At 46.7% G+C, this 19,681-nt stretch carries 13 protein-coding genes and 1 riboswitch; of the genes, 6 read left to right on the top strand and 7 right to left on the bottom strand.

All coding sequences use genetic code 11. The features are described 5' to 3' along the window. Window positions 1–141: 141 nt before the first annotated feature. From P771_RS0112320 to P771_RS17510, 5 genes are all read right to left on the bottom strand, one after another. The gene (locus P771_RS0112320; RefSeq protein WP_028575379.1) at window positions 142–720 is read right to left on the bottom strand and encodes a polysaccharide biosynthesis/export family protein; all 579 of its coding nucleotides are present in this window, start codon (window positions 718–720) and stop codon (window positions 142–144) included. Between the two features lie 78 nt (window positions 721–798). Beyond that, on the bottom strand, window positions 799–2,193 hold the full coding sequence (locus tag P771_RS0112315) for a TIGR03013 family XrtA/PEP-CTERM system glycosyltransferase (protein WP_028575378.1): 1,395 nt from the start codon (window positions 2,191–2,193) through the stop codon (window positions 799–801). A 70-nt stretch (window positions 2,194–2,263) separates the two neighbouring features. Beyond that, on the bottom strand, window positions 2,264–3,058 hold the full coding sequence (locus tag P771_RS0112310) for a polysaccharide biosynthesis tyrosine autokinase (RefSeq protein WP_028575377.1): 795 nt from the start codon (window positions 3,056–3,058) through the stop codon (window positions 2,264–2,266). After that, a complete protein-coding gene (locus P771_RS0112305; protein ID WP_028575376.1) occupies window positions 3,055–4,584 on the bottom strand; it encodes a GumC family protein in 1,530 nt (509 codons plus the stop codon). The genes P771_RS0112310 and P771_RS0112305 overlap by 4 nt, the downstream gene beginning before the upstream one ends. A gap of 3 nt (window positions 4,585–4,587) precedes the next feature. Further along, window positions 4,588–5,940 (bottom strand): sigma-54 interaction domain-containing protein, encoded by a 1,353-nt coding sequence (locus P771_RS17510; protein WP_161635973.1) that lies wholly within the window; start codon window positions 5,938–5,940, stop codon window positions 4,588–4,590. Window positions 5,941–6,564: 624 nt separating this feature from the next. Here P771_RS17510 and P771_RS0112290 point away from each other — a divergent pair. The 6 genes from P771_RS0112290 (at window position 6,565) to P771_RS0112265 (ending at window position 15,294) form a co-directional block, all read left to right on the top strand. Next, the gene (locus P771_RS0112290; protein WP_028575374.1) at window positions 6,565–8,979 is read left to right on the top strand and encodes a tetratricopeptide repeat protein; all 2,415 of its coding nucleotides are present in this window, start codon (window positions 6,565–6,567) and stop codon (window positions 8,977–8,979) included. 98 nt (window positions 8,980–9,077) lie between these two features. Next, a complete protein-coding gene (locus P771_RS18415; protein WP_051617314.1) occupies window positions 9,078–10,697 on the top strand; it encodes an AAA family ATPase in 1,620 nt (539 codons plus the stop codon). Window position 10,698: 1 nt separating this feature from the next. Then, on the top strand, window positions 10,699–11,325 hold the full coding sequence (locus P771_RS0112280) for a CAAX prenyl protease-related protein (RefSeq protein ID WP_028575373.1): 627 nt from the start codon (window positions 10,699–10,701) through the stop codon (window positions 11,323–11,325). Between the two features lie 105 nt (window positions 11,326–11,430). Next, complete coding sequence (locus P771_RS18410; RefSeq protein ID WP_051617313.1) at window positions 11,431–13,011, top strand: diguanylate cyclase; 1,581 nt, start codon at window positions 11,431–11,433, stop codon at window positions 13,009–13,011. Window positions 13,012–13,355: 344 nt separating this feature from the next. After that, window positions 13,356–13,454, top strand: a riboswitch (cyclic di-GMP riboswitch). Between the two features lie 48 nt (window positions 13,455–13,502). After that, window positions 13,503–14,273, top strand: coding sequence for a choice-of-anchor N protein (locus tag P771_RS0112270; protein WP_028575372.1), 771 nt, complete (start codon window positions 13,503–13,505; stop codon window positions 14,271–14,273). 133 nt (window positions 14,274–14,406) lie between these two features. Next, window positions 14,407–15,294: a PEP-CTERM sorting domain-containing protein gene (locus P771_RS0112265; protein ID WP_028575371.1), complete on the top strand. Its 888-nt coding sequence runs from the start codon at window positions 14,407–14,409 to the stop codon at window positions 15,292–15,294. A 54-nt stretch (window positions 15,295–15,348) separates the two neighbouring features. On the opposite strand, the gene P771_RS0112260 is transcribed toward P771_RS0112265, so the two are convergent. Both P771_RS0112260 and P771_RS0112255 read right to left on the bottom strand, forming a co-directional pair. Then, a complete protein-coding gene (locus tag P771_RS0112260) occupies window positions 15,349–17,406 on the bottom strand; it encodes a ThiF family adenylyltransferase (protein WP_028575370.1) in 2,058 nt (685 codons plus the stop codon). Window positions 17,407–17,420: 14 nt separating this feature from the next. Next, a complete protein-coding gene (locus P771_RS0112255) occupies window positions 17,421–19,676 on the bottom strand; it encodes an efflux RND transporter permease subunit (RefSeq protein ID WP_035244502.1) in 2,256 nt (751 codons plus the stop codon). Between the last annotated feature and the right edge of the window lie 5 nt (window positions 19,677–19,681).

Genomic DNA, 19,681 nt, shown 5'->3' with positions numbered 1-19,681 from the left:
TCATGAAGCAAAATCAATCGCCAGCTGTCCCTGACAGCCTTACAGGCCGATACTCAAAACACCCTCGGCCTGGACATTGATCATCTCCACAAGGGCCGGAATTATTTAGATATTACTAAAAAACCGGCAAAATGATCCAGCCTAATATGGTACCACCAAAGTATCACCGGGCATGATTCGAATATTCTGAGCAGGATCATTGCCTCTGATTATTTCCCTGTAGTCAATGCTGATCCTTTCTTCCCCATCATCTGTTTGTCTGAGAATAAAAATGTTTCTCTTGCTTGCCCACTCAGTGAGTCCCTGGGATTTGGCCAGGGCCTGCAGCAGGGTTATATCCTTCTCTATGGGGAACTCCCCCTGCTGGGCTACCTCGCCCAGGACATAGTATGATTTGCTGATCTGATTCTGAACGATTACAGTCACTTCAGGTCCCTCGATAAATTCAGACAAGTGTCCGGTCAGTTCTTGCTTCAATTCAACCGGAGTCATTCCAGCTGCCAGTATGTCATCGACCAGGGGCATGCTGATCCTTCCATCCACCCTGACCTTGACCTGACTGCTCAGTTCCGGCTCTTTCCAGACGATAATATCCAGAACATCACCTTTACCAATTATATAGTATTCGTTCTCCTGCCCCGAATGAACAGGACCGGCAAGGATGGCAGAAATAAACAAAATAAACAAAATACCGGAAACTTCTCTTAACCTGGCCTTCATACAGTCCTCCTTTACAATGATTAATTGATAAAAGCCTTCAAGTAGATGAAAGGGAAAAACACAAACCAGGCACAAGGCTCACCTTGCACCGCTTCCTGCCAAAACAGTTTTAACGGTCTTTAAAACAATGTACAAATCAAAAATCAAAGACAGGTGCTTGATATAGAAAAGGTCATATTCGAGCTTTCTGAGGGCATCATCCTCTGAAGCACCGTATGGGTAACTGACCTGAGCCCATCCAGTGATACCCGGTTTAACTGTATGTCGTTCCCCATAATAGGGAAGCACCGTTTTAAGCTGTTCAACAAAAACCGGCCGTTCAGGCCTTGGACCCACAAAACTCATCTCTCCCTTGATAACGTTCCAGAACTGCGGAAGCTCATCAATCCTCAGTTTCCTGAAAATTTTACCCACTGGGGTGATCCTGGGGTCATCCTCCTCCGCCCAGACAGCACCACTCTTAGCTTCGGCATCCTGACGCATGGTCCTGAACTTAATCACCTTGAACTGTCTGCCCATCTGCCCGACCCTGACCTGCTTATAAAAAACAGGACCCGGAGAAGTTGTTTTAACAAGCACAGCTGCAGCTATCTGGACTGGGGCACTCAAGAGAATGCCGGTCAGGGAGAAGACTATGTCAAGTCCCCTTTTGGCCAGGATGGTCAGACGGCTTCTTCGGAATCCATCGGAAAAAACGAGCCAGCTCGGCGGGATGCTTCCGGCCAGTATCTTGCCTGTAACCTGTTCATAAAATGAAACCCCATCCAGGACCTTTATCCCCTGCATTTTGCAGTTCAGCAAAGACTGGATAGGAGAACGGCCTCTTCTCTCTTCAAGGGCAACCACTATTTTACTTATTCCGTTATGCAGAGCATATTCGCACAGCTGATCATAATCATCCTTTTTTTCCACACCAAGTTCCTCAGCCAGGCCGGACTTTCCAGGATTCGAAAAAAAAGCACTGATAGAATACCCGGAATCCAGGTTTTGACGGACTTCATCGCTGATCATCCTGGCCAGGTTTCCATCGCCTAAAATCACTATTTTTTCGTTCCAAAGCTTTCTTTGTGCTGCATACTGGTAAATAATCCTCCAGGAGACCAGGAATGAAAGCATAATAAAAATGCCAATAAAAAATATTCCCTGTTCCAGAACCAACTGAGGAAAAAAGTAATAGAGCCCGGCCAGAATAAGACAAGACACTCCTATGGATTGAACAATTTTGACACTAAGCTCAAACATCCCGGTTTTATATCTGAACTCATAAAGATCGTGATAATACATAATAAGCTGAATCAAGACCCCTATCAGAAGTATTCTAGCCCATATGCTTATCTTTTCCGGATCATAAGGCATTGATCCCGAGTAGATCAACAGAATTACCATCCATATGCTCAGAAAGATCAACCCACCTTCAATCATGAAGAAAAGCAGATTGCGCACCGGATAATATTTGTGAAATATCTTTATCATCTTCGCCTCCCATTCAGATTATCTGCGAAGACCGACAACATCTGCTGGCAATCCATCTTTATTGCTGCAACTAAGCACTCTTGCCTGACCCATATCCATAGCCATAAGAATAGTACTTGGTTTTTGCTATATCAGGGTCTTGATTAAAAATTACCCCTTTGACCTTTTCTTTTTGAAACCGCTCCAGAGTTGATTTGACTATGTGTCTGGGTGTCTTTCCCCGCAAAAGCACAACAAAAATCGCATCCACCTCCTTTGCTATGACCATGGTCTCCGGAGCAAGGTTGACCGGGGGGCTGTCAAAAATAATCAACCGATCCGGGTAGCGATCCCGTACTTCGGAAATAAATGAATGCATCTTCTGGGAGGAAAGCAGTTCGGAAGGGTTGTCTGTTTCCTGTCCAGCAGGCAGGATTGTGAGCTTGCTGATGGCTGTTTTTTTAAAAAGAGAGGGCAGCGGTTCATTGTACTCCAGATGTGTTGCCAGGCCTTTTTCAGCCCGGTCATAACCAAAAAAACTATGCACCCTTGGACTTCTCAGGTCTGCATCAACCAGCAGGACATACTCATCCATTCCCTGGGCAATAGTCACAGCAAGATTACAAGCCGTAAAAGTCTTTCCTTCACCCTGCAGAGAACTCGTAATAAGAATGGTTTTAGGGGCTGAACCCTCGATAGGCCTTACAATTTGTGAGCGCAGGAACCTGAACTGCTCTGCAGCAACAGACCCCGGCCTATTCACAACCACAAGCTTCTCCGAGAGATCTCCTGTGACATCGACATTTTCTACTGAACTGAATTTCTCAGATCGAGGAAGCACATTCTCCTGCTCGGCCCTTTGCAAGGCTTCAAATATTTTGCTCATCTTCTCCACCGAAAGAATCTTTTTTTAATTGTTCTATTGTTTTTTACTGGGGGCAGACTGATCAGCATCTTTGGTTTTAAGACATGCTCCACCTCATCAGAACTGTAAAACGCCGAGTCCATTCCTTCACGCAGGAAGGCCATGCCTCCGCCCATACCCAGACCGAAGACCATGGCCAGAAACATGATCCTGTTTCTATCCGGCTTAAAGGGTCTGTCAGGTGTAATCGCCGGGTCAATAACTCTGAATTGTTCACCCTGTTGTCTCCTCTCCATCTGTTCGGCCAGTTCAGCATCCAGCTTACGCCTGAGCAACACCTGAAATCTGTCGTTAACAGCGTTATAGTCCCGCTCCAGGTTTCTCAGCTCCAGCTCAACTTCCGATGTCTGTTCAACTCTATCTTCATAAAGTCTGATCTGTCCTCTAAGCTCCCTGGTCCTCCTTTCATTGTCATTAAGACGGGTTCTCATCTGGCTCAAATGCGAGGTGAGCATATCTTCAGCTGAGAAAACCGGATTCTGGGCAACAGCAGGCGTCTGGGAAAGTTCATTTTCCAGACGTTCCAATCTTCTTTTCACTGCCTGAACCTCAGGGTGTTGCTCTGTATACCTGTCCCTCAAGTCATCAAGGAGCTTTTTCAAGGATGCCAGCTCTGGATTGCCGAACATATCTGCATCATAAGTATCAAAGTCATAAAGATGCTGTTGAGCCTGCAGTTGAGCCTGGCTCTGAGTCTGCTGAATCTGCTGCCTGATCTGATCACTCTGGTTTTCCGCCCTGCTCAATTCTTCCTTGAGCTGACTCAGTATGTTCAGGTTTGATTGCAGCTGGCTGGGAAGACGTCCCATATTTGATCTTTTGAACTGTTCCAGGGCCACTTCTCTTTGTTCCAGTTCATGTTGAAGTCTTCTAACTTCCGAGTCCAAAAATCTGGTAGTACCCATTGCCATTTCTTCTCTGACTCTTAAATTCTGGTCAATAAACTGTGAGGCTATGGCATTGGTGACCCTCGCAGCCACCTGGGGATCAGGCCACTCAAATGAAATCTCAAAGGCCTGGTTCCTGGCTCTCAAGGTTATGTCTATCTTGCTCCTTACATTCTGCACCAGCTGCTGCATTGAGGGGGGTTCACTCTCCTGCTCCTTAGCCGCTGCCTGACTGAATCCGATCATCGATAAAGCCTTTCTCTTTGCCCTGGAAAAATAACCAGGCATGACCTCATGTTGCGCTGGATAGAGCTCAAAACGCTGGATTATGCTTTCAAGGTTGGTCCGACTGTGGACCTGTTGTGAAATTGTCTGCAGTCTTGTCTGAAGGTTGTCTGAAACCGTGCTTGGAACAAAGTCCCTCGGAACACGCTGGGCTTCTACCAGGATCAAGGTGGAGGCACGATAGGTTTTGGGGCTTTTCTTAAGGTATATGCCTCCGGATATAATGGAAAGCACAACCGGAATGATAATCCACCATTTTCGCCTGACCAGTACTTCGACATAAGGACGCCACTCAATCTTTGGTATGTTCTTCATGAATTACAATCCGTACATTTTAATTTTTTTAAGTAAACACTTGTAGCTTACATTCAAGGCTGCAGCTGCAGCCTTTTTTTTGCCATTAAGCATCTTGAGAACCTTTTGGATAAGCTCGGCTTCAGCCCTCCCGGCCACTTTATCAGTCAAATCTTTCAAAGAAACTTCATGACTGAAGACACGGTCAGGATCAACTTTGAAATCAGCCCATCCGATCTCAGAGCAGGCCATATCCTTTTCCGGAATCACTGTTGACAATTCCTCCCTGACCATGTCCTCACTGCCCATGGCCACCATTTTTTTGATCGTATTTTCCAGTTCGCGAACATTGCCCGGCCAGGCGTATGACTTCAAAAGTTCCCACAATTCATGAGAAACCCGGAAGCATGATCCCTTGTTGTAAGTCCGGGAAAATTTATCAAGGAAGTATTGACCCAGCACAGGAATATCTTCCTTGCGCTCTCTTAGCAGGGGAAGGTCTAACCGGACTACGGCCAGTCTGTAATAAAGATCACTTCGAAATCTTCCATTTTCCATGGCACTTTTTAGATCAACATTAGTAGCAGCAATGGTCCTGGCGTCAACTTTGATATTTCTTTTGCCTCCAACAGGACAGAACTCCTTTTCCTGGAGTACCTGGAGCAGCTTGGCCTGCATAAAGGGTGACATCTCAGCTACTTCATCCAAGAACATGGTTCCATTACCAACCAGCTCAAAAATTCCGGCTTTGTCCTTCCAGGCTCCTGTAAAGGAACCTTTCTTGTAACCAAACAGCTCGCTTTCCAGAAGCTCTGAAGGTACAGTTGCACAGTTCAAGGCAAAAAAAGGCTTGTCCCTGCGTTCTGAGGAATTATGAATGGCCTGAGCCACCACCCCTTTGCCCGTTCCGGTTTGACCACAGATCAAGACGCTGACATTGGATTCACAAACCTTGGACACTTTTCTTCGCAGTTCACGTATCTTGCTGTTGTTGCCAATCAGGTAGGGCTCTGTCGGAGGAATATCCGAATCAGCTATCTTGTGGGTAGTGGCCCAGTGAAATACACTCTGTACAAACCTGGTTCCGTCCAACGGTTTGTGAAACACCGTCAATCCGGGCCTGGGAGCAACATCATGTCCATTATTGGTTATGAAAAAAGTCTGACAGCCGTTATGTTCATATTTAAAGTCCGGTCTGCTGTTCATCCCGGCTGAATCAGCCGCAACAACAAACAGACTCGGTTTGAACTGGTTTTTCGACAGAAGGTAAGAATCGTCATTGACCAAAAGCTCATCACCAGGCCCAGCCAAGCTGACCAGGCTCTTTATATATTGACCATAATGATCGCTATCTGCACAAATTATTACTTTGGACATAATTATCAGCAAAAAAACAGCCCAGAATGCCTGACTCCAAGGGTTATTGGGAAATTCCCTGCTTTGAACAGGCAATTTCCGTTGCATGGTAATGACTTGAATTTGCCATTACCATGCCAGAGCATGAAAAAAGAAATAATCAATATTAACTACCCGCAATAATTAAACTATCAACACAGGACTACGTTTGAGGATCATTAAAAAAGCAAATTTTTGCAAAACCAATGAAATATTTTTGCATATGATCTGCAAATGTTTGCAAGATGTTTTTAAAAAGCTTGCCCAATCAATCTCCAACACTGACATGCTTGATTTTTTATCAATAAAAACAGAATATTACCCCATTGCTCTTATTTCAAACAAAGATCTGCCTTTCACAACACCAGGCAATTCCCAGCTCCCCTAACCCTCCCCTTTAGTAAAAGGTGTTCTGAAAAAACCTTTGATTTTAAGAAGATAACTCATGTTGCAACATCAGATCCGGTAAGGAAGGGCAAGACTGGTTTCAAAATTGCAAGCTAACATCAAATCAGCTTTGCTGCCTGGAAAGCCTTGGGTAAACACTGACAGGTGCAAGCTGAGCCAACAGGCACAAAATAAAAATCCTAATCAGGGAGACCAGCAATGCTGAAGAAAGGTTCTTTCATCAATTTCAAACTGCCGCTTATAATCAGCACATTCATGGCCCTTCTGGTGATTCAGGCCTGCGCAAGCCCGGAAGAGAAATTTTCCCGGCATCTTGAGGACGGGCAAAAGAGCCTGGAACAGGGGAAATTGAATGAAGCAGAGATATCTTTACGCAACGCTCTGCAGATTGACCCAGGCAGTGCTCAGGCTCACTTTGCCCTGGGAGAGGTGTATGCAGGCATGCAAGACTTTGGGCCGGCATTCAGGGCCTATAATCAGGCAATCGAAAATGATCCTGTGCATATCAAGGCTCTGGCCAGGGTGGCTACCTTGTATGCCTTGGGAAATCAGCATGACGAGGCCATGGACATGGCTAGAAGGATTTTGGAAATTGAGGCCGACAATCCTCATGGCCTTTTGATCAGGTCAAGGGTCCTAGCCCAGCAGGGGAATCTGGTCGACGCCATTGAGGACGGGAAAAAAGTGGTCCGACTTGAGCCTGACAACCTTCAGGCAAGAATGTTTTTAAGCCGACTTTATCTGGCTGGAGGAAAGACCAAGGAAGCTGAACAGGTGTTGATTGATGCCCAGGACATGAAGGTTGATACATCGCCTGCTGGGTATCAGCTTGCTACGATTTATTCTCAGCAGGACAAGTTAGAGCAGGCAGAAAATGCTTTGCGGGATATCGTGATCAGATATCCGGATGAGCCTATGCATAAGGTCACTCTAGGCAGATTCTTTGCCCAAACTGGCCAAAACGACAAAGCCGAGGAGTACCTATTAAAAGCCATAGACCAGGATCCCCATACCCCGGATTTTTATCTGGTTCTTGCCCAGTTTCATCTCCAGCAGGAGAACCATGAAAAGGCCTTGGCCACCCTTGAGAAATCACAAAAAAACAATCCTGGAAAAATCCAGCCCCTTTTGAACCTGGCTGAATTTCATCAGGGATTTAATCAGCATGACCATGCCTATGAGTATTATCAAATGGCTGAAAATGAATTCCCGGATGACATCCGACCCACCAGGAGGCTGGCTTCATTCTATTTTAACACTGGTCAGTTTGAAAAGGCAGACCTCAGAATTGCCAAAGTGCTGGAGACGGACCGCAATGATGTTGACATACTGTTGCTGAAAGCCAGACGTGAACTTCAGGAACACAAACATAGTGCAGCCGAAAGCACCCTGCAAAGGTTGCTGGAGATTAATCCTGAGCATCCTGATGTGCATTTCAATATGGCTCTGGCCAATATTGGACTGGGAAGGGATAACAGAAGCCGGGAACACTTGAACAGGACACTTGAATTAAACCCTGAACATGTCCGGGCCAATATGTTACAGTCAGAACAAATGTTTGGGAGGGGAAATCTTGACCAGGCACTGGAGTTTGCGCGCAGAGCAGCTGTGCTTCAACCAGGGCTGAGCCGGGCGTATCTGATGATTGGGCAGGTGGGGATGGCTCGACAGGACTGGGACATGGCTGAGGAATCATTCAAGACGCTTCTTGAAACTGATCCAGACAATCCTGATTCTTACTATTATCTGGGCAGCGTTTCCATGGCCAGAAACAAGCCGGAGCAGGCCAGGAACCATTTCAAGGCCGGACTTGAAAAGGCGCCGACCAATACAGTCCTCTTGCAAAGCATTGTTCAGTCCTTCATGGCTCAAGGTGATCCTGATCAGGCATTACGCTTCATTGACATAAAACTTGGAGAATACCCCCAAGATCAAGTTATGAGGTCATTTCTTCACAACAGCCGGGCACTTGTACTCATGGGAAGAAGAGATTTCGATGGAGCTGAACATGACCTTTTGCTGGCTGTACAGGCGAATCCGGACTGGTCAACACCTTACCAGAACCTTGCCGGACTCTACACTGCTCAAGGAAATATCGACAAAGCTATTGAAAGCAACAAGAGCTTATTGAAAAACCAACCAGATGCCCTTCCAGTACTCATGAACCTTGGTATATTGTTTCAGGAAAAAGATGACCTGGAGCAGGCAGCCGAGTATTTCAGACAAGTATTGAATCAGAATCCTGCTTTTGCACCTGCAGCCAACAACCTGGCCTGGATAATTGCTGAAACCGGGGGAAATCTTGATGAAGCCCTGGGACTTGCTCAGCAAGCCAAAAGGCAGCACCCTGACGACCCGGCCATCAGTGACACCCTGGGCTGGATTTACCTGAAAAGAGGAGCATACGTCAGTGCCATTGCCCAGTTCCAGGATGCCCTACGGGGTGCTCCTCATAGCCCAACCATAAACTATCACATGGCCATTGCCCAGCATGGATATGGAAATCCTGCTGAGGCCAAAAGACATCTTCAAACAGCCTTCAGCTCGGATCAACCGTTTCCTGAGCATGAAAAAGCTCAGGCCCTTATGAAACAGCTGGAAGAAGAAGGATAACCAGCTTGAATAACTAGATTAAAGCGGGCGGGTGTAGTCACTCACCCGCTTTTTTAACTCCTAAGAAATCTTGAAACCAGTTCAATTCAATAACTATCATGTATCTTGATCATTTCGGGTTCAATAAAGAGCCTTTTCATATAACACCTGATCCCTACTTTTTCTATATGAGTCCCAGCCACAAGGAATCATATGCCTCCTTGATCTATGGGCTGAAGAACAGAAAAGGTTTCGTCTCCCTGACCGGTGAGGTGGGTCTAGGTAAGACAACGGTCATCCGGACCTTTCTGAATAAATGGAGTGACCGGACAAAAATCAAGACAGTATTCGTCTTTAATTCCAATCTGAGTTTCAAGGGTCTTTTGCTGACCATATATTCAGAACTTGGCCTGGAACTGCCCGGAGCCCTCAGCTCACTACCTGAAAAAGACCAGCCTTATCACGCCCTGCCTCTGGAAGATGAAATTTTTGAACTGGTCAGGCAACTGCACTCAACCCTTATCCAGGAGTACCAGAATGGATACAATGTCATTCTGGTTATTGACGACGCCCAGAACATGCCAGTCAAGACCCTGGAAAACCTGCGGATGCTCTCCAACCTGGAAACCAGCAAGGACAAACTGCTTCAGATCTTTCTCATCGGCCAGAACGAACTGGATGACATCCTGGACAAAAAGGAAATGAGACAGCTAAGACAACGCATCGCCATAAGAGCTACCCTCAAGCCTCTTTCAGAAGAACACACCAGGGACTATATCCTGCACAGGCTTAAAAAGGCTGGAGCCAAGTCCGAACATATTTTCACCAAAAGAGCGATTAAAAAAATTTTTCAATATTCCACGGGTATTCCCAGAAAAATCAACATAATTTGCGATAACGCCCTGGTCACTGCCTTTGGATATGGACGAAGAAAGGTCGGATCTTCGATTATTAAAGAAGTATATCACGATCTTGAGGGACAGCCAGTCAGGACCAGATTCAGATATGCCCTGATTGGAAGCATCATCCTGATGGTAGCTGCTGCTGGATTGTGGCTCAGTCCATACAGAGAAAACATCATGGCCGGGGTGCTTCTTCTATCCCCGTGGAAGACTGAATCTCCAGGTTCTTTTGAATCCATCCATCATTCAGATCAGCAGACCATTTTACCTGACACTGGTGCATTTGAAGCCAAAAGTGATGATCCCCTTGAAGCACAGATGCACACTCAGCCTGAACTGAAATCCTCATCCCCTGAGACAGAAGCATTGCAAGAAAATCTTGTCTTAGGTCAGGCTAAAGCGGATCATCTGGAAACCACAAGGGCAGACCAGCCAGCATCAGCTGATTCACTGATTCAAGATGATCCAAGGGAACCAAGCTTGCAGTCAGATCTCTACCATGAACAGCCAGAGGAAGAGCCTGCTCTAGTCAGAGTTGAATCAGATGTCCAAGCCCGGATGAGTCCGGAAAATCAAGCCATCCATGAAGAGCTGGCCAGGTTGATCCCGGTCTATAAAGATCTTTCCAGTACCAGGCAGGAAGTACTGATCAGGATGACCAGACAGACCTCTATCCAAGGACTGCTGAGTTTTGAACGGATGCTGGCAGCCCTGGAGAGGGAGGACTTTCAGGAAGCTTCCAGACAGATGGTTTATTCCAGATGGGCCAGGACAGTAGGAGAATACGCCTATGACCTTGCTGAATCCATGAGAACTAACCAACCAGGCTGGGAGTAATATGTTCAAATATATCGCACCATTTGCCCTGTTTGCAGTCTTAACCTACCTGCCTGAAGTAACAGGTTTAAGCCAGGCCGTTGCCTATCCAGTCAAGACCATCCTGGTGGGTGCACTGATCATTATATTATGGAAGACATTCAGACCTGAAATCAGACCTTTCTGGGACTGGACAGCTGTTGCAGCCGGAGTTGCGGTTTTTCTGCTCTGGATCGGGCTGGATGGTTTGTATCCCCAGCTGGGAACTCCCAAAGGGTTTGACCCCTATACCCTGTCTGAAACAGACTTTGAGACATATATCCTTATTGCCTTCCGAATGGCAGGTGCTGTCCTTGTGGTCCCGGTAATGGAGGAAATCTTCTGGCGATCCTTTGCCCTGAGGGTGCTTATAGATTCAGACTTTAAAAAAATACCCCTGGGTCAGTATTCCTTTTTTTCCTTTATTGCTGTTTCCATTGCTTTCGGCTTTGTACATCACCAGTGGCTGCCAGGGATTATTGCCGGAATGATTTATGCTGGAGTCCTCTACAGAACCGGAAACCTTTTTTCACCAATTATTTCCCATGCAGTGACAAATCTTCTCCTGGGTCTTTATGTTCTATGGTCCCAGGAATGGTTCTACTGGTAATTGCCCTCAACACCGGCTTGAACCTACTGGCAGACCTGCTTTGAAGCTGACTGGTAGCCGGCTGTTTGTTAATTTCATGGCATTGGTTAACTTCCCGGACTTATTATGCTTAAAGACAAAGCAATGTCCCTGCTCTCCGATTCTGAGCTTGGCTTTTTAACCAAGGATGAAAGCGGACAGGCAGATGCTGGAAAGACCAGGGAAGAACTGCGTTCTGAACTTGAGTCTTTGCGCAAGCGACTGGCTGATGTTGAAGGCTGGAAAAGAAGAATGGAAAAAGAATATAAGGAAAGCGAAGACCGATTCTGGTCTTTTTTCCGGGGAAATGACACGCCAAAACTGCTTCTTGACCCTGACACAGGCGAAATAGTTGATTTCAACCAGATGGCTTGTGCCTTTTACGGGTATTCCCCCCAGGAAATGTCCCAGGCCAACTTTATGGACCTTACTCCGCTGCCTGAACAGGTCATGCATAAAGAGCTGCACCGGGCCGGCCTTCAATGGATCAAACCGGCCTTTTTCATGCAGCGTCTGGCCGGAGGAGGCCTAAGCGAGGTAGAGGTAAGTGCTGGCCCGGTTTATCAAAACGGACGCAAGCTGATCCTGTGTCTTTTGCACGACTCTTCAGCTGCTCAAAGGGCCATTGAAGCCCTTAAACACCGATCGCAAAAACCCCCTGCCCGCAGCAGACGTCCGTCCGTCAGTCAGGGCAAATCAGAATCTAAAGAATTTGAAACCCTTCTGGATTGTGTCCAGACCCATATCTGTTATTTCATTGATCCCTATACCTACGGCATGGCCAATAAAACCCATGCTGACTTTCTGGGGATTGAAAAAAAGAAATTCTACCGGGCCAAGATATCGGATATTTTGGATCAGGATCTGGCCAGACAGGTAATTGAAGAAAACAAAAAGATTTTTTCAGAAAAGATACAGGTCAGGAGCACCAAATGGATGCCAAGTGCTCAGGGCGAAAGCCGTTTGCTGTCAATTTCCAAGACTCCGGTTTTTGATCCAGATGATAAGGTTGTCCTGGTAGTCTGTACTGCCCAGGACATTACCAGGGTCCGTCAGAATCAGGAAGCTTTGAAGGGCAAGCTGAAGATCTTGAAATCCAAGGTCATGATTGACGGCCTGACTAATATACCCAACCGCAGATACCTGGACCAGGCCCTGTCCAGAGAATGGGGAAGAGCCAAGCGGGATCAGTCCCATCTATCCCTTTTGATTCTTGATATAGACAATTTCAAGGAATTTAACGACAACTACGGTCATGTAGACGGCGACAAGGTGTTGCAGCGGGTTTCCAATGCCTTAGCCCAATCTCTGACCAGACCAGGAGACATTATTGCCAGGTATGGAGGGGAAGAGTTTGTGGCCCTTCTTCCCCAGACTGATGTTAAAGGCGCCAAGGTCATGGCTGAGAAAATGCGCTCCCTGATAGAGGGTTTGAAGATCAAACATGAATTTTCTCCAGTGACCAGCGTCCTGACCGTAAGCATAGGCGGAGCCAGCATCCAGCCCTTGGTTGGCTTGAAGGATCTCCCCCCTGAAATTTTACTGAGAAGCGCAGACCGGGCTCTTTACCAGGCCAAGCAGTCAGGCAAAAATAGAGCTGTCACAAGGATGCTTAAATTCAATGGAACAGCAGCTCCTCAGGAAGATCCAGATGACATTAACAGTTAAAACCCTTTAGACCATCCCAAACCTTCGTCACCACCAGCCCGACAGCCTCCCCCACCCAGTCAGTCTTTAGATTTCACGGTCTAAATCAAACAATTCCAGCAACCTGAGTTATCCCCGCCAAAACACTCAACATAATATCCTTAAATAACAGATAATTACACACTAAATGCAAACAAGTTCCATTATGCAATCAGTTTCACCTGCAAATCACGGAACCATCTTGCATACATTCAACCAGTCCTCAAATCCGCTAGTTTAGCAACACTCAATATGGCTTTAAATGCAGATAGTTAGAATCAGCAAACAACCCATTCCATATGGCATGTTAATTGAAGTACCTGTGGATAAGATAAGGCCAAACCAGTCGTGAGGCTGGGACGGAAAGCCACGGGTCCATTGCTTAACCAAAAGAACGGTAAGTACTCGACAGCCGGGTTGCCAAGTGAAAACAAGTTCACACTGGCAATCCGGTTTTTTTTACGGAGAATTAAATGAAAAAACTGTCCATCTTTAAGATCATTATCAGCCTTTGCTTACTGTTGGCTGTTGTAGCCATGCCCTCAGCAGCTCAGGCAGTTCCCAGCCTGCAGCTCTATATCATGGGTGCTCAATACAATGAATCCACTGAGTCGTGGATGTCTTACGACAATCCATTCACTCTTCTGGTGGCTGGTTCCAACAGTGGCAATGCAGCCAAACTCACCAATCTGAAACTGCACATAGGGATACCCACTTCTGCTCCTGACGCATGGAGCGGACCTTCAGACTGGTTTCTTCAGCCTGGAGGAACAGTCAGTATTCAGGGACCAGGATATGAATCAGCCCAGACCATCATTTTTACCAGCAGTGGGCCACATGGGGTTCCTGGAGAACTGCCCGGAAACGGCACTCCTGAGCCCTGGCCAGGATATTATTTAAGTCTGGATTTGCCAGACATGGACTTTACCACAGGCAGCAACCTGGTATCCATTCCAAATTTTGATCCTGACTATGACTCCCAGGACCAGGGCTCTGGACTGGGAGTCATCTACGAATACATCATCAGCTACCAGGCGAGTCATCTATTCGGTGTTCACCTGGATGTTACAGCGATGCTCCATGGTAACAACGGAATCATCAGGCCTGTATTTGCACCGTATTCTCATAATGCTGATGCACCATCAATTCCAGAACCAGCCACCATGCTCCTACTAGGGACAGGACTCCTGGTTCTGGCAGGCTTTTTAAGAAACAGACCCTTTAACAATAAACAAAAGGAGTAATATGAAAGAAAAGCCATATCCGCAGCCTGGACAAGTCCGGCGGAACCCAGGCTCGGACGCAAGAGATCCGCCAGTCAGTCATCCAAGTTTGTGGTACAAATATTTACTCATCAAAAATACAGGAGAAATTACTATGAAAAGATTCAAAATGTTTTTATGCGCCATGACATTATCTTTGTTCATGGCTGCAAGTGCTCAGGCACTCCCATTGATGTTTGGATGGGACCTTGATTTAACAAGCCTGGGTGGACCAAAATATGAAAATATCAGGTCTGTGTCAGTTGTGGGATCATCCTACCTGACCCAGAACCTGACCGGTGTGGGCGGTGGAGGAGCTTACTATTACATGCAGGAGGGCGACGCCTTTTTTGAAACCTCCATCCTTTACCAGCTCTCTTTTGTGCCTGAGGGAGGCGGTCTGCCCCAGAACATGCAGCACCTCTATCTCTGGGGAAACAACATCACCGGTACTGTCAAGAACGTAGACAATGCAGGTGCCAGCCCCAATCCTGCTGATTGGGATTTTGACTATTCATTTGATCTCGGCCAGACTAATCTTGGAATGTACTACTATGACGGCCCGGCTAATGTTCTAGATCCTTTCAGCTTTGATCCCACAGCACCCGGAGTTACCCAGCTGGCCCAGTTTCAACTTGTTGCGCCTTCTGCCGGGACAGGACCTGAAGGCTTTCTTGGCGGAGGAGATGAGTTCACCGGCAAAACCAGCATGACCGGTCTGTTCATCGATTTTGAGCCAGGAGTATGGTTTACTCCTGGTGGCAACAGCTTTGAGTCTATGGTTGCCATGGGCTATGACTACTATGCCCTGCTCAGCCTGGATAACGTTATTGCCCCTAACAACTTCAACTTCGTGTTTGGAGACGACTTTTTTACATCTCTCATCGAACATGACGGAAGCTACAGACTGGCTGAAGTACCTGAGCCCACCACATGGCTTCTCTTTGGAACCGGCCTTCTTGGCCTGGCAGCCCTTGGCAGAAGGAAAATGCAGAAAAAATAATCCTGTCATCAACGACTAAAACAGAAAGGCCCCCTTAAGGGGGCCTTTTTGTTTTTAATCGTCAACCATGAATGTATACATGTCCTTTCGCAGGGTCCTGTGTCTTATCCCAGGTCCATAACCAGCCCTGAACAGCATGACCAGCCCCTGGCCTTGAAAATCCACTTCAGGAAATAACTTCTCAAATCCGGCCCAAACCTTTTTCAACAACTTGCGATGTTTTAAAGAAAAGGAATCCTCACCTTCCCATAGCCATCTCAGCCAGAACAGAGTGATGGCTGTCATGGGCTGCATCTGCAGACCGTTGTAATCCAAAGCCAGCCAGATCCTTTGCAAAGCCCGCCCGCCCAGCAAAAAATCTTTCTGTCCCATTCCAGAAACACTCACCAGTCCCACCAGTCCACTGGAAAGGATACCCTGGGCTGAGTGCATTGCAACCATCCGGCCCATACCGATTTTGTTGACAACATTCATGACAGGCCACGGCTTGGTAAGCCGCAAGAACACTTCACCGGCAACACCTGCTTCGAGGTTCTTCAAAGGCAGTCCGTCCCGCTTATCTGTTGCATCATTCTGACTGAACCTGATCATCGAAGAAAAATGCTCATGAAGGGCCCGGTGTTCAGTCCGTATTCGGTCAGCAAGATAAACAAGCCGGGCCATCTTCCTGATCCCAGCCCTGGAAGTGAGTAAATCCAGTCCAGCTCCCTGAATATCATTTATTCTGGCAAGCAAATCTTCCTGGACCCACTCCGGTACGGGATGCTTTGAAAATGGACGGCGGTTGGTACAGCGCGACCAGACAGCCGATGCCAGAGGATCAGCAGGGAGGTCCTTGCCAGCCCGCCTCAGGGATATCCTGGAAACAAGGCTGTCCTTTTCCTGATCCGGATAATACTCAACCTCGTGTTTTAAACCCGCCTCAGATGACGATATGCAAATATTCTCAATTGCAGCACCACAGGAGATAATTGAAGCAACCTGGCGCACATTGAAAAAAGAGTTATCCACCGACGAATCCAGGAAAACCGAAATTGATGCCTTGTCTGCCTCAAGTGATGAGCTGAACTTCCATGGCTGGGCATTATCTCCTGAAGGAGCCTGAACAGCTGATCTTATGACATATTCAATATGCCGGTCTTCTAGGGGCATGTCATCCACGACCCTGGGAGGCTTTTGGGAAACAGCTGGCCTGGACTTGGCTGCTGAGGCAAGGAGCATGTTTTTGACATACCATAATTTCAGCTTCTGCCTGATGGACCGGTTGCCTGCTCTCAACCGGCCTTTCCGGAAAGCCTTAAGATAAGGATCAAACTGGAAATAATCAGGTACAGGCTTTAAACCAGGCTTCCCAAGGACAATTCTGACTGCTTCGGTAACTGCCAAAGCTGAACAGAGTTGACAGGCAATGCCCAGAGATGGACCTTTTCCGCTCTTGAGGTCAACCCTGCCCAGGTCCATATAAGATATATGGGTGGGGCTTGGAGCAAGCCCCATGGCAAAACAAAGGTATTTCTCCTCTTCCGGCATTTCCTTGGCAACGTCAAAATAAGCATCAAACCCCATGCCCTGGGGCATGAAAACCAGCAGTGCCGAGCTGTATCCCAAAGGTCCGGCAGTTATGACCGGAACCCCCATATCTCTGGCTGTATTGAACAAAAGTCTTCTGATTTCAAACTGGAAAAAATCCAGTCCATCCAGCACCACATCAACGTCCTGCAGAAATTCTCGGACATTTTCCCTGGTCAGGCCTGAAGAAAAAGGGCTGATTTCCAGGTAAGGATTGATGCTTAACGCCTCTTCCATCATGACTTCCAGCTTCGGCCTGCCAAAGGATGAGACTCTGGCTCCACTTTGACGATTGATGTTCACGGGCTCAAAGTGATCAAAATCAGCCAGGTTAAAGACCCGAAATCCGGTCCGAACCAGATTGATCAAATGCACTCCGCCCACTCCACCCATGCCAGGAATGGCAACCTTTGACCGGCTGAGGTGTTTTTGTTCTCCAGCAGACAACAGCCCGATGTTTCTGGCAAAAGCCTGAGTAAAATAATCTTCTTCAGAGAGTATGCCGAAATCTTTAAGTTTGTGTTTCATTTCCTCAGCGTTCAAACCGAACTCCTTTGTTATTGGGTTTGTCTTGTCCTGCTCATCAGTATGGCCGGCAGAACTACCAAATCGCCGATAACAGCCGTCAGCATGATAAGCGCACTAAGCACCCCGAAGTAAACGATGGGCATGAAACTGCTCAAAACAAGCACCCCGAAACCAATGGACAATATTGCCGAAGAGCTGAGCAAAGCCCGACCTTTGATCATTATGGTCTGTTCAACTGCAACACTTATACTTTGTCCTTTTTTCCGCTCCTGATTGTACTTGGAAAGAAAATGGATGGTATCGTCAACAGCTATGCCTATGGCCACCGCAGCAATCAGAGAAGTTGCGGTATTCAGGGGGATACCCAGCAGGCCCATAATGCCAAAATTCAGAAGAATGGGAAAGCAGTTGGGCACAAGGCTCAGAAAACCCAGAGGGATTGATTTGAATACCAGGAACATGAGTACAGATATGATCACTACGGCAATGCTCAAACTGTAAATCTGCCCAAAAACCAGGGCATCGATGATGTTCACGTCCTGGACAGCCTGTCCTGTTATCTGAAATGAAAGATTATCTGTTTTCAGTTCATCCAGAAACCCTCTCAGATCCCTTATGATCTCAGCATGCCGGGCTGAACTGTGTTCGCCCAGCCTGACCATAATCCTGGTATGATTGAAATCAGTATTAACAAAGTCTTCAATGTCGTCTGAGTCATAGAGCAGAAGGTACTGAGCGACCAGTTGCCTGCTTTCCGGTATCCGGTAGTATAAAGGGTCTTCATTGTGAAAGGACATATTCATGTCCTTTATAAAATGATTAAAGGAAGTAGTGACATCCACTCCTGAAATATCCTGGATATAGTCTTCAATCTGTTCCACAATTTCCAGGTTAAGCGGATCCTTAAATGCATCCAGCTCAGCTCCCCTAATGGACACATCCAGCATTCCAACTCCGCTCAAACGTTCTTCCACAAAATCAATGGCCTGCCTTTCCGGACTGCTTTTTTTGAAAAACTCTACCAAGTTGGTCTCAACCTTGACTTTTCCTGCAAAAAAAACCGCTCCGCAGACAATAACTACCGATATTACCAGAATCTTATATTGATTGGATTGAACAAGAGTATTCAGTTTGCCCAGTATTCTGGGAATCCTGTGGGATTCATTCAGTCGAAAATACAGTTTTGCCGGGTCAAAAAGAAGGATAAGGGGAGGCAAAAGGAAAAAGGAAAAAAAGAATCCAAAAACCATTCCAGATGCAGCCAGGATGGAGAACTCCCGAATCGGTTCAAGATCACTTATGGACAGAGATAAAAACCCCACAACAGTAGTCAGGGTGGTCAAAAAACAGGGAACAGCCACCTGGTTCAAGACCCTGGACAAGGCCTCAAATCTGTCCTTTGAGCTATCCAGGACAGATTTTTCCATATGGGTAAAGATATGCACAATGGCGGTCAAAGTCAGGGCCATGACCAGGGGGGGGACAATGGTGGTGACATTGTTTATGGGAATATCCAGCATTCTGGACAGGCCCATGGTTGAGCTGACACAGGCTGAAATGACCACCACCGCCAGGATGGTCAACCTGATATTTCGAAAAAACAAAAAAGTCACCAAAGCGATGAGCAAATAGGTGACCGGTATGAATCTGGCAAGATCCCTCTGCATGTACTGACTCAAACTGAAATTGGTAACAGTCCAGCCAGCCAGGAAAAACTGGGTGTCTTCTTTAAATGGTTCAAGAACGGCTCTTGTTTTGCCAAGAAGATCTCGCCGGTAATCAGGGTCATCAGGATGGTCATAAGCAAAAACTACAATAGCTGCAGTTTTCCCGTCAGAAGATATCAGGTTTTTTTCATACAAAGGGTTGGTAACCCCCTGCTGTTTCAACCTTTCAAGGCTGGACCTGGTCCCCGGTATGTCCGTCAGAAAAGGCTGGACATAGAAATAATCCTCATCTCCGATAATACTGTCCACATTGGCCAGGCTGACAACATCCCTGGCCAGACCCAAACCTTCGAGTCCGGCTGTAATCTCTTTAAGGAGAGCAAGGTTTTCCTGTGTAAAAATATCATCTTTTTCAAAGGCTATGACAAAAAATTCATCATTACCAAAAACATCCTGAAAATCCTCGTAATACTTCTGATCAGGATGATCCTTGAGCCTGAAGTAGTCGACATTATTCACCGTCTGAATAAACGGAGCCCATGATCCGAATATCATGAACACCAGAATGGAAAGGACTAGGAAAAATTTGGAACGTCTGACTACAAAAGACAAGTCCATAATGA

The organism is Desulfonatronovibrio hydrogenovorans DSM 9292, from assembly GCF_000686525.1.
Classification (GTDB): Bacteria; Desulfobacterota; Desulfovibrionia; order Desulfovibrionales; family Desulfonatronovibrionaceae; genus Desulfonatronovibrio; species Desulfonatronovibrio hydrogenovorans.
The sequence above is the reverse complement of the archived record's forward strand: the minus strand, read 5'-3'. Positions and strand labels throughout refer to the sequence as shown.

What these genes read in the sequence shown, in the direction of transcription:
- P771_RS0112305 (WP_028575376.1), bottom strand. Translation starts at nt 4,584, where the DNA reads ATGAAGAACATACCAAAGATTGAGTGGCGTCCTTATGTCGAAGTACTG.
- P771_RS0112320 (WP_028575379.1), bottom strand. Translation starts at nt 720, where the DNA reads ATGAAGGCCAGGTTAAGAGAAGTTTCCGGTATTTTGTTTATTTTGTTT.
- P771_RS18415 (WP_051617314.1), top strand. Translation starts at nt 9,078, where the DNA reads ATGTATCTTGATCATTTCGGGTTCAATAAAGAGCCTTTTCATATAACA.
- P771_RS18410 (WP_051617313.1), top strand. Translation starts at nt 11,431, where the DNA reads ATGCTTAAAGACAAAGCAATGTCCCTGCTCTCCGATTCTGAGCTTGGC.
- P771_RS0112270 (WP_028575372.1), top strand. Translation starts at nt 13,503, where the DNA reads ATGAAAAAACTGTCCATCTTTAAGATCATTATCAGCCTTTGCTTACTG.
- P771_RS0112310 (WP_028575377.1), bottom strand. Translation starts at nt 3,058, where the DNA reads ATGAGCAAAATATTTGAAGCCTTGCAAAGGGCCGAGCAGGAGAATGTG.
- P771_RS0112315 (WP_028575378.1), bottom strand. Translation starts at nt 2,193, where the DNA reads ATGATAAAGATATTTCACAAATATTATCCGGTGCGCAATCTGCTTTTC.
- P771_RS17510 (WP_161635973.1), bottom strand. Translation starts at nt 5,940, where the DNA reads ATGTCCAAAGTAATAATTTGTGCAGATAGCGATCATTATGGTCAATAT.
- P771_RS0112265 (WP_028575371.1), top strand. Translation starts at nt 14,407, where the DNA reads ATGAAAAGATTCAAAATGTTTTTATGCGCCATGACATTATCTTTGTTC.
- P771_RS0112255 (WP_035244502.1), bottom strand. Translation starts at nt 19,676, where the DNA reads ATGGACTTGTCTTTTGTAGTCAGACGTTCCAAATTTTTCCTAGTCCTT.
- P771_RS0112290 (WP_028575374.1), top strand. Translation starts at nt 6,565, where the DNA reads ATGCTGAAGAAAGGTTCTTTCATCAATTTCAAACTGCCGCTTATAATC.
- P771_RS0112280 (WP_028575373.1), top strand. Translation starts at nt 10,699, where the DNA reads ATGTTCAAATATATCGCACCATTTGCCCTGTTTGCAGTCTTAACCTAC.